This is a genomic window from Nocardiopsis chromatogenes YIM 90109 (assembly GCF_000341185.1).
In the GTDB taxonomy this organism is placed as follows: Bacteria; Actinomycetota; Actinomycetes; order Streptosporangiales; family Streptosporangiaceae; genus Nocardiopsis_A; species Nocardiopsis_A chromatogenes.
Genome location: NZ_ANBH01000114.1, coordinates 19615 through 29944, shown reverse-complemented (window position 1 = coordinate 29944; position 10330 = coordinate 19615). Strand labels below are relative to the sequence as shown.

Annotated in this window: 11 protein-coding genes; 7 read left to right on the top strand and 4 right to left on the bottom strand. The window is 72.4% G+C overall.

What is annotated here, in order from left to right:
- Window positions 1–75 precede the first annotated feature (75 nt).
- Window positions 76–954, top strand: a complete 879-nt coding sequence (locus D476_RS0111590; protein ID WP_026123428.1) for an ABC transporter ATP-binding protein — start codon at window positions 76–78, stop codon at window positions 952–954.
- Window positions 951–1787 carry an ABC transporter permease gene (locus D476_RS0111585; protein WP_017624116.1) on the top strand — a complete coding sequence of 279 codons (837 nt, stop codon included), beginning with the start codon at window positions 951–953 and terminating at the stop codon, window positions 1785–1787. Before D476_RS0111590 ends, D476_RS0111585 begins: the two co-directional genes overlap by 4 nt.
- A 354-nt stretch (window positions 1788–2141) precedes the next feature.
- On the opposite strand, the gene D476_RS37920 is transcribed toward D476_RS0111585, so the two are convergent.
- Together D476_RS37920 and glpX are read right to left on the bottom strand one after the other, a co-directional pair.
- Window positions 2142–3644 (bottom strand): hypothetical protein, encoded by a 1503-nt coding sequence (locus D476_RS37920; protein WP_040726088.1) that lies wholly within the window; start codon window positions 3642–3644, stop codon window positions 2142–2144.
- Window positions 3645–3967: 323 nt separating this feature from the next.
- Window positions 3968–4996: a class II fructose-bisphosphatase gene (gene glpX / locus D476_RS0111575; protein WP_017624114.1), complete on the bottom strand. Its 1029-nt coding sequence runs from the start codon at window positions 4994–4996 to the stop codon at window positions 3968–3970.
- Window positions 4997–5122: 126 nt separating this feature from the next.
- On the opposite strand from glpX, the gene D476_RS0111570 reads away from it, so the two are divergent.
- From D476_RS0111570 to D476_RS0111560, 3 genes are all read left to right on the top strand, one after another.
- Entirely contained in the window at window positions 5123–5764 is a 642-nt protein-coding gene (locus D476_RS0111570; RefSeq protein ID WP_026123427.1) for a TetR/AcrR family transcriptional regulator, read from the top strand.
- A 99-nt stretch (window positions 5765–5863) separates the two neighbouring features.
- Window positions 5864–6379 (top strand): DUF4245 domain-containing protein, encoded by a 516-nt coding sequence (locus tag D476_RS0111565; RefSeq protein ID WP_017624112.1) that lies wholly within the window; start codon window positions 5864–5866, stop codon window positions 6377–6379.
- 126 nt (window positions 6380–6505) lie between these two features.
- Window positions 6506–6856 (top strand): hypothetical protein, encoded by a 351-nt coding sequence (locus D476_RS0111560; protein ID WP_017624111.1) that lies wholly within the window; start codon window positions 6506–6508, stop codon window positions 6854–6856.
- A 152-nt stretch (window positions 6857–7008) separates the two neighbouring features.
- On the opposite strand, the gene D476_RS0111555 is transcribed toward D476_RS0111560, so the two are convergent.
- On the bottom strand, window positions 7009–7974 hold the full coding sequence (locus D476_RS0111555) for a 4-hydroxy-3-methylbut-2-enyl diphosphate reductase (protein WP_017624110.1): 966 nt from the start codon (window positions 7972–7974) through the stop codon (window positions 7009–7011).
- A gap of 309 nt (window positions 7975–8283) precedes the next feature.
- Between D476_RS0111555 and D476_RS0111550 the strand changes: the two genes are divergently transcribed.
- Both D476_RS0111550 and D476_RS39730 read left to right on the top strand, forming a co-directional pair.
- Window positions 8284–8964 (top strand): hypothetical protein, encoded by a 681-nt coding sequence (locus tag D476_RS0111550; RefSeq protein ID WP_017624109.1) that lies wholly within the window; start codon window positions 8284–8286, stop codon window positions 8962–8964.
- Window positions 8965–9059: 95 nt separating this feature from the next.
- On the top strand, window positions 9060–9191 hold the full coding sequence (locus D476_RS39730; RefSeq protein WP_017624108.1) for a hypothetical protein: 132 nt from the start codon (window positions 9060–9062) through the stop codon (window positions 9189–9191).
- A gap of 160 nt (window positions 9192–9351) precedes the next feature.
- Here the strand turns inward: D476_RS39730 and D476_RS0111540 are convergent, their stop codons facing one another.
- Window positions 9352–10275 (bottom strand): LysR family transcriptional regulator, encoded by a 924-nt coding sequence (locus tag D476_RS0111540; protein WP_026123426.1) that lies wholly within the window; start codon window positions 10273–10275, stop codon window positions 9352–9354.
- Window positions 10276–10330 lie beyond the last annotated feature (55 nt).

Genomic DNA, 10330 nt, shown 5'->3' with positions numbered 1-10330 from the left:
CTTTGGGCACCGCGCCTCTGACTACCAATGCCGTCATCATCACGAGGTGAACCCCCCGCCCTCACCCTTCGCGGGGTGGTCAAGTCCTATGGCGCCATCCGCGCCGTCGACGGGCTCGACCTTGAAGTCCCGTCGGGGATCGTCCTCGGGCTCCTCGGCCCGAACGGGGCCGGAAAATCAACGACCATGCGCATGCTCACCGCCCAGACCCGCGCGGACGACGGGGAGATCACCATCCTGGGCCACTCCGTCCCCCGCGAGTCCAAGCGCGCGCGTGCCCTCATGGGCGTGGTGCCCCAGCACGACAACCTCGACGAGGAGCTGACCACCGCCGAGAACCTCCTGGTGTTCGCCCACCTGTACCGCGTCCCCAAGGCCGAGCGCACCGAAGCGGTGGAGCGCGCGCTGCGCATCGCCCACCTGGAGGACCGCCGCGACACCCGGGCCGACAGGCTCTCCGGCGGCATGCGGCGCCGGCTGCTCATCGCCCGCGGCCTGGTCCACCGGCCCCGCCTGGTCCTCCTCGACGAGCCCACGGTCGGCCTGGACCCGCAGGTCCGCCAGGAGCTGTGGAGCCTGGTCTCCTCCCTGCGGGACGAGGGCGTCACCGTCCTGATGTCCACGCACTACATCGAGGAGGCCGAGCGCCTCTCCGACGAGGTCGCCCTCATGGCCAAGGGCCGCGTGGTCCGCCGCGGCGTCCCCGCCGACCTCATCGCCGAGTACGCGGGCAAGACCGTGGAGGAGTTCCCCGCCGGAACCGACGGCCACGAGGAGCTGGAGCGCCGCGCGCAGGCCGCCGGGCTTCCCACCCGCCGCACCGGTGCCGCCCTGGCCGTCCTGCGCGCCGAGGAGATCACCGAGGCCCTCCGCGGCGAACTGGGCCGGGGCGACGTGCGCCCCAGCAACCTGGAGGACGTGTTCGTGAGCCTGACGGGGGAGCGTGTCGAATGAGCGTGCAGGAGACCGCGGAGCGCCCGGAGGCCCCCCGCGCCGCCGTCGACGCCCGCACGGGCCCGCCCGGCCGCTTCGAGCTGGCGCCCGTCAAGGGCGTCCTCACCCGCGAGTGGGCCCTGTACCGCCGCAGCTGGAAGCCGACCACCTTCGCCGCCGTCGTGGAGCCGGTCATCTTCCTGCTCGCGTTCGGCTTCGGCCTGGGCTCCCTGGTCGGGGTCGTCGCCGGGTACCGGTACCTGGACTTCATCGGCACCGGCATCGTCGCCACCTCGGTCCTGTTCACCTCCATCTACCCCGGCCTGATCGACACCTACGTGCGCCGCGTCTTCCAGCACACTTACGACGGCATGCTGGCCGCGCCCGTCGACGTGCGGGAGCTGGTGACCGGCGAGGCCGCCTGGATCGCCCTGCGCGCCGGCGTGTACGGCTGCGCCCCGCTGCTGGTGGCCGTCGGCTTCGGGCTGCCCCCCGCCTCGGGCATGGTCGTGGTCCCCCTGATCGCGCTGGTCACCGGCTTCGGATTCGCCCTGATGGGCATCTGGATGTCCGCCCTCGTGCCCTCGATCAAGACCATCGACTACGTCATCTCGGGGCTGATCACCCCGATCTTCCTGGTGGCGGGCACCTTCTTCCCGCTGGACGAGCTGCCCGGCTGGGCGCAGTGGATCTCCAAGGCCAACCCGCTCTACCACTGCGTGGAGCTGGTCCGCGGGGCCGCGTTCGGCATCGACGCGGGCACGGCCGCGCTCCACTGGGCCGCCCTGGCCGCCTTCGTGGCGGTCGCCTGGGGCCTGGCGGTGTTCCAGATGCGGCGGCGGCTGATCGACTGACGGGCTGACCGACCGACCGGTCGACCGACGGGCGGCAGTGCCGGGGCACACGAGGCGATGGCGTGCGCTGGAACGGTGGAACCTTCGGCGGTCGCGGCGGCCGTGGACGGGTGGCCGAATGCGCCCCGACCGGCCCCCTGACAGGCAGGGCGCCGGTCGGGCGCTGATGAAGAGCAGTTGATGCAAGGGAGGGCCACCCCAGCGCCGTAGCGACCGCACTGGCCTGGCCGGGCGGAAATTCCCTACCCCAGCGCCCAAGTGCCCCACGGGGCCCACGGGATGCGAACGGAAGAGGCCGCGCCGGGGAGTCACGGCTCCCCGGCGCGGCCTCCGGCGCACTCCCGTAAGGGGCGGTCACTCCCCGCTGGGCGCCCACCGCACGTTGGTGGTGGCCCGCTCGCCGTCGAGGGCCGAGGCGTACCCGACCGCCCCCCACTGGTCGGCGTCGGACTCGCCCTCGGACTCGGCGAACGGGCGCAGGTCCATGTACATGCCGAACACGGCGTTCTCGTTGTTCTGCATGACCCGCTTGTACACCGGGTCGTCGCCCAGGCGCCCCTGGCCGGTCGCCCCGGAGGACACCACGACCGTGTCCCCGTCGGAGTTCACCCCGGGCGGGGAGGAGTAGGAGCCCTGCGAGGCCTCCTCCACCAGGTCCTCGATCAGCCCGGCGTCCGCCCCCGAGGCCCTGTACTGCATCGAGCCGCTGTCGAAGCCCTCGAACGGGTCGTCCAGGCCGCTGTCCAGGTCGCTCAGGCCCAGCGCCGTCTGCGTGCCGAGCAGGTCGGTGAAGCCGTCGGGCACGGAGACGCCCATCTCCTGCATGGCCGACTCGGCCTCGTCGAACTCCTCCGGCATGATCGCGGCCATGTCGTTCCACGACTGCTCGGACAGCTCGTCCAGGCCGCTGCCGCCGATGGCGATCATCGTGTCGTCGGGCAGCTCGGCCATCTCGGACAGCCCGGTCTGTCCGGTGGTGTAGTCCGCCATCGAGAAGTCGCCCATCTGGAAGTCGACCACGTCCGCGCGCAGCTCGGCGTAGTCGGCATCGATGGAGACGGCGGCGGCGATGCGGCCGTCGAACTTCAGGTCCTCGAAGGAGCCGCCGCCCGAGCCGTAGTCCCCGTAGTCGCCGTATTCGTCGTAGTCGGTGCCGAACGGGTCGCTGCCGTAGGTCGACCCGGCCAGCCCCTCCTGGATCAGGTCGGAGGTGGCGCCCAGGTCGTACCACATGGCGGCCAGGCTGTCGTCGGACACGCCCGCCATGTCGGAGGCGTAGGTCTCGTTGTCGGCCAGCGCCCCCTCTTCGTCGACATCCCGCTCGACGCTGTCGAGGGTCGCGGTGGACTCGGCGAGGAACATGAAGCCGTCCCGCACCTCGCCCGCGCCGCTGTCGCCGCCGGAGAAGTCCTCGGCGAGCTCGTCCACGACCTCGTCGGCCGCGCCCTCGTCGGTGACCGCGATCGCGACGACCGCCTCGAAGGCGGGCCCCTCATCGCCGTCCCCGTTCGCCATCATGGCCGCGCCGAACCGCTTGCCGACCCACGGCTGGATGTCGTCCTCGTAGTTGAGGTCGCTGTCGCTCGACTCGAGGATCTCGTCGAAGACGGCGGCGGCCGGGTCCTCGTCGTCACCGAGCTCGTCCTTGACCGAGTCGGGCAGCTTGCCCGCGAAGCTCGCGTAGTCGGCGAGCTGGGCCCCCGACGGCTTCAGGTCGAGCTGGAAGTAGGCGGCGGCGTCGCCCGGAAGCACGGTGTCCGGCTGCGGCCCGCCGAACAGGCGCGTGACCACGGTGTTGGCGGCCCACACCCCGGACCCCATGAGGAGCACGCCGAGCCCTGCCGCCACGGGGATCATCCACACGCGGCTGCGGCGCGGGGCCCCTCCCGGAGGCGGGCCCTGCGGCGGGCCCTGCGCCATTCCCTGGGGCGGATACCCGGGCCCCATCGGGGGCGGCCCTGCGGCGCCGGGCATCTGGGGCCCAGAGGGCTGCGGCCCCGACGGCTGCCACTGCGGGCCGCCGGGGGGATCGGGGTAGGACATCGGACCTCCGGAGTGCGCTTTTGCCTGTAAGACCGTACCAATGCGCACAGGTCCGATCGTCCGGGCGGCGGGGACGTTCGCCTCTGGTGGCCGAGACCGGCCGGGCCCGGCCACCGGGAGGAAGCCGCAGGTGCGCGTCAGGGCGTCGCCGAGGCGAAGTCCACCCCGCTGTAGGTGGTGAGCTTGGAGATGCGGTGCTCGCTGTGCACCTGCCGCACGGTCCCGCTGCGCCCCCGCATCACCAGCGAGTCCGTCATGGCGCCCCCGGCCTCGTAGCGCACACCGCCCACCAGCTCGCCGTCGGTGATGCCCGTGGCCGCGAAGAACACGTCGTCGGAGGAGACCAGGTCGTCGGTGGTCAGCACCCGGTCCGGGTCGTGCCCGGCGTCCAGGGCGGCGCGCCGCTCCTCCTCGTCCTTGGGCCACAGCCGCCCCTGGATGGTGCCGGCCAGGCACTTCATCGCGCAGGCGGTGATGATGCCCTCCGGGGTGCCGCCGATGCCGAGCAGCAGGTCGGCGCCGGTCCCGGGGCGGGCCGCCATGATGGCGCCGGCCACGTCGCCGTCGGTGATGAACTTGATGCGCGCCCCGGCCTCGCGGACCTCCCGGACCAGGCCCTCGTGGCGGGGCCGGTCGAGGATGACGACGGTGACGTCCTGCGGGGCGCCGCCCTTCGCGCGCGCGACGGCCCGGATGTTCTCGGCCACCGGCGCGGTGATGTCCACCACGTTCGCCGCCTCGGGGCCCGCGGCCAGCTTCTCCATGTAGAACACGGCCGACGGGTCGAACATGGACCCGCGCGGGCTCACCGCGATCACCGAGATCGCGTTGGGCATGCCCATCGCCGTCAGCCGGGTGCCGTCGATCGGGTCGACCGCGACGTCGCACTCGGCCCCGCTGCCGTCGCCGACCCGCTCGCCGTTGTAGAGCATGGGGGCGTTGTCCTTCTCGCCCTCGCCGATCACCACGGTGCCCTTCATGGACACGGTGCTGATCAGGTGGCGCATCCCGTGCACGGCCACGCCGTCGGCGCCGTTCTTGTCGCCCCGGCCGACCCACCGCGCGGCGGCCAGCGCCGCCGCCTCGGTGACCCGGACCAGTTCCAGGGCCAGGTTGCGGTCGGGGGCGGTGTCGCCGTTGGGCGCGGGCGGCGTGGACTCGGTCATGGGTGGCCTCTCAAAAGGGGCGTGAGCTGGTGAAGAAGGGGCCCGCGCACGCGGGCTTGGATCAACTCTATTGAACTGGCGTAGCCTCATCCTGAGGCGGGCGACGAATAGGGACGGGACACGGACGTGACAGTCGACAAGGCCGAAACCGAACGCAGGGCGGAGCGCGGCTCTGCACGCGGTGCGGCGACGCGGAGCGCCTTACTGGAGGCCGCGGCGCACGTGTTCCACACTGTCGGCTTCTCCAAGGCCGGTGTGAGCGAGGTCGTGCAGCAGGCGGGCGCGAGCGTCGGCAGCCTCTACCACCACTTCGGCGGCAAGGCCGACCTCTTCCTCGCCCTGTACGAGGAGTTCCAGCAGCGCCAGCAGGAGCGCACGCACACCGCGGTGGCCCGGGCGCGCGCTGCGGGGGAGACCGACCCCACGCGCCTGATGTACGCGGCCGCCCGCGCCTACCTCGACGGCTGCATCGAGGAGCGGGAGACCACCCGGCTGTTCTTCAGCGGCGACGGCCCGCCCGGCTTCGACTCCCAGCTTCGGGTGCGGCTGCGCGAGTGGACCGACCGCAACGTGGCCCTGTTCCGCAAGGCGGACGAGCCGGTGGACGAGGCGCTGCTCATGGTCGTCAGCGGTGCGATGCTGCTCGCGGTGTCGGAGGTGGTGCACCGCACCGACGAGGACGCCCGGCGCTTGGCCGACGACGTCACCGAGCTCCTGTCCGACCTGCGCCCGCGGCGCGGCGCCGCGGGCCGCGACGCCGAGGACTGAGCACCGGCACGGTTGGGCGGCGGCGCGTCCGAAGAGGGGCGCGGGCCACACCGGACCCGGTGCGGGCCACCGGCCGGGGTGCGGCAAGCTGGAAGCATCATGAGTACGTACAACCGCTCCCAGGCCGCCATGGGCCCCATGGTGCTGGCCATGGCCATCATCGTCGGGATCCTGCTCCTCATGGCGATGGTGGTCAATTGGCACACCGTCGAGCACATCCCCAGCGTCGACTACGCGCCGCACGCCCAGGCGATGGAGCGCGAGGCCGACTTCCCGGTGTACGCCCCCGAGGGCCTGCCGGAGGGGTGGGTGCCGACGAGCACGAACATGAGCGCCGACGGCGCCGCCTCGTGGACGGTCGGGTTCGCCACCCCCTCGGACATGCACGCCGAGTACCTGATCACCGGGGACGGGGAGGCGGCCGGGGCGGCCGCGGCCGGCGAGGCCGGGGGCACCGTCGACGCGGGCGGCCTCGAATGGGAGCGCCGCGCCGCCGACTCCGAGGGGGACCGGGCCCTGGTGCACGAGGGCGAGGACGGGGAGTTCCTGGTCGTCAGCGGCAGCGCCGGCGAGGAGGAGCTGGAGCGGCTCGCCGCGTCGCTCCAGGAGCGCTGACGCCCGTACCGACCGCGGTGCCCGGGGCGCCGACCGTCCTTCACGCCGCGCTTACATCAGGTGGGTAGGGGCGCAGCGACAGTCACACCCCTAGGGGCGCACGGCGCCCGCCACGGAGCGGACACCATGATGGACGGCATTCTCGACTGGCTGAAGGGCCTCTTCGGAGACACCGCCCAGGAAGCGGTCGACACCCTGCAGGGGACGGCGGAGGAACAGGGCCAGCAGTACGCCGAGGAGGCGCAGGGCTACGCCGAACAGGCGCAGGACGCCGCCGGAGGCGTGGGCGAGCAGGCCCAGGACGCTGCGGGAGGCGTGACCGAACAGGCGCAGGACGCCGCCGCAGGCGTGGGCGAGCAGGCGCAGGAGTACACGGACCAGGCCCAGAGCGCTGGGGAGACCGTGCAGGACGTCGCCCAGGACCCCACCGCCGCGGCCGAGGACGCGTTCAGGAACGGGCCCGAAGGCGAGCGCTGAGGCGGCCGGGGAAGCGGCCGCATCGGCGAGTAGCGATGCGGCCGGCCGGGCGCCGCAGGGCACGGAGCCGACGACACGCGTAACACGTGTAAGGGGCCGCCCTCAGGAGGGCGGCCCCTTACACGTGCTCAGGCCTTCTGGGCGCCGCCGGCTCAGACGGTCTCGGCGCGCAGGTCGCGCCGCAGCTCCTTGGGCAGGGAGAACGTGAGGCTCTCCTCGGCGGTCTGGACCGTATCCACGGTGTCGAACCCGTGGCCGGAGAGCTTGTCCAGCAGCTCGCGCACCAGGATGTCGGGGACCGACGCGCCGCTGGTGACGCCGACCGTGTCGACGCCCTCCAGCCACGCCTCCTCCATCAGGGAGGCGTTGTCGATCAGGTGGGCGGCGGAGGCACCGGCCTCCAGGGCGACCTCCACCAGGCGCACCGAGTTGGAGGAGTTGTCCGAGCCGACCACGATCACCAGGTCGCACTCGGGCGCCATCGACTTCACGGCGTCCTGCCGGTTGGAGGTGGCGTAGCAGATGTCGTCGCTCGGCGGGTCGAGCAGGTTCGGGAACTTCCCGCGCAGCGCGTCGACGGTCTGATTGGTCTCGTCCACCGAGAGGGTGGTCTGCGAGAGCCAGGAGACGTTGTCGGGGTCGCGCACCTCGACCTGGTCGACCTGGTCGGGGCTCTCCACGATCTGGATGTGCTCGGGCGCCTCGCCGCTGGTCCCCTCGACCTCCTCATGGCCGATGTGGCCGATGAGGATGATGTCGCGGTCCTGCGACGCGAAGCGCTTGGCCTCCTTGTGCACCTTGGTCACCAGGGGGCAGGTGGCGTCGATGGTCTTGAGGCTGCGCTTCTCGGCCTCCTCGTGGACCATGGGGGAGACGCCGTGGGCGGAGAAGACGACGATGGCGCCCTCGGGGACCTCGTCGGTCTCCTCCACGAAGACGGCGCCGCGCTTCTCCAGCGTGCTCACCACGTGGGTGTTGTGCACGATCTGCTTGCGCACGTAGATCGGCGCACCGTACTGCTCAAGGGCCTTTTCGACCGTGACGACAGCGCGGTCCACCCCGGCGCAGTAGCCGCGGGGGTTGGCGAGCAGGACACGGCGGCGATTCGTCGCAGTCATGCACCCCATCCTAGGGGCCCTGGTCCACCGGGGCGTCCTGATGTCGCCATCGCCACAGCATCGACGCGGTATCGCCGCCCCGGGGCCGCTGGGGCCGCCGGTCGGCACGGTGCCCTACGGTGCCGGTGGAGAAGGGATAACGGTCAGCGATCGGTTGCGTCCCGAGATGGCGAATTCGTACCCAATACGGCACCCTTCACGGGACCCTTGCAGCCCTATCCTGGTTGACTTGCGTACCCCCATACGCCTATACCCCCGATAGCAGCCACCCCCGTATAGCACTGCGACAGCGGCAGGAGCCCCAGTCCAATGTCGAACGCGTCGACCGTCAACAAGCTCGTGACCATGGTGAAGGGCATCTTCGGGCGCAAGGAGAAGGGCGAGCCCGCCGCGGCCGCCCCCGCCTCCGCGGAGAAGTCCGAGAAGCCCGCCGTCCCCGAGCAGGCGGCCGAGGCCGCCGTGGCGGACGGGGCGGCCGCGACGGACGCGGCGACCGAGGACGCCGTCGAGGACCGGGCGGCCGGCCGGGAAGAGGCCGAGCGGTCGGAGGAGTCCGCCGGAGCCGAAACGGAGCCCGCGGGGGCGCAGGCCGCCGATTCGGACGGCTCCGCGGCCGACGGGAAGGACGCGGAAACCACCGGCGCCGAGGCGGCGGGGAAGGCGGAGGAGTCCGACGGGCCCGAGCGCCTCGTCCAGCCGGAGGAGCGGGAGGCCGTCGCCGAAGAGCTGTCCGCGAACACCGACGACACCCACGTGGCCAGCGACGAGGTGCTGCAGAAGGTCCGCAAGGACTCCGCCCCCGCCGCCGAGGACCTGCCCGTCCCGAACTACGACGGGCTGACCCTGCCGTCCATCCGGGCGCGCCTGCGCAAGCTCACCATCGACGAGGTCCGCCTGCTCCGCGCCTACGAGGTCGCCCACCAGGAGCGCCCGGAGTTCGTGAAGATGTACGACAACCGCATCGCCAAGCTCCAGAGCGAAGACCAGTAGGCCGCCGCCTCGGGCCGAACACGCCCGCGCACCCACGGACGGGGAGAGGCGGCAGAGGCAGCCCCGCCCCCCTTTCTTTTGTTTGAAAGTCGGGCATGACCGAGGAGGCCCGCTCCGAGGAGAACGTCGGCCCGCCCAGAGTCCACGTGGTGCTGGTCGGCGTCCTGGTCCTGCTCTTCATGCCGGGCAGGTTCCGGGCCCCCTCCCCGAGTGGCGGACGCCCCTGATGAACGCCCTCGGTGTGGCGCTGCCCGTGAGCGCCTTCCTCTCGGGCACGACGACCCTGAAGAGGAACCGACCGCCACGGAAGGCCCCGGAGGCGTTCGCGGGCCGGGCGGGCAGTGGCACTGCGGCCGACCCCTGCGGCACCGAGGGGGAGGGGCCCGGTCACACCCGTTCGGCGCCCTCGGGAAGCAGGCCGGTCACGTCGGGGGCCGACTCCAAGCGTTCCAGGAACCGTGCGGCCGCGGGCGACGGTGTCCGGCCCCGCGGTGTCACGACACCGATCTCCCGGCTCCACACGGGTTCCTCCACAGGCCTGTGCGCGATGTCGGCGAACCCCATCAGCACGCGCACCAGCGACGGCAGCGCCGTGACCCCGAGGCCCGCCGCCACCAGGCCCCCGACGGTCGAGACGTTCCCCGCCTCGATCGCCGTGGCGGGCGCGCCGCCCGCCTCCTCGAAGGCGCGGTCGGTCAGCCTCCGCACGCTGGAGTCGGCCCCCAAGGCGATGAACGTCTCCTGCCCCAGGCGCGCCCACGTCACCTGCTCCTGAGCGGCCAGCGCGTGTCCGGGCGGAAGCGCCGCGAAGAAGGAGTCGCGCACCAGGGGGCGCACGGAGAGCCCGACGGGCCGCGGGTCCAGCGCCGTCACCGCCAGGTCGGCCGTGCCCGAGGCGACCCGGTCCAGCGCCGTCCGGGCCATCCCGTCCAGCACCCGCACCGCGATCCCGGGGTGACGCGCGCGGAAGTCGGCGATGACCGGCGGCAGCAGGACCGCCGCCACCGACGGCAGCGTCGCGACGGTGACCGTGCCCTCGTCCCCGCGCAGCACCCGGTCCAGGCGGTTCATCTCGGCGCGGTGCGTCCCCAGGACCCGTTCGGCCGCGGCCAGCAGCGCGTCGCCCTCCGCGGTGCGCCGCAGGGACCGGGTGGTGCGCTCGAACAGCCGCACCCGCATCAGCCGCTCGACCTCCTGCACCGTCCGGCTCAGCGACGACTGGGAGACCCGAAGCTCCCGCGCGGCCGCCGTGTACCCGCCGCACCGCGCCACCGCCTCGAACGCCGCCAACTGCCGCAAAGTCAGATCCATGATCCCACAGCATAAGTCTATGGGTTTCTGATGTTGGACAGGCAACGATCGGCCC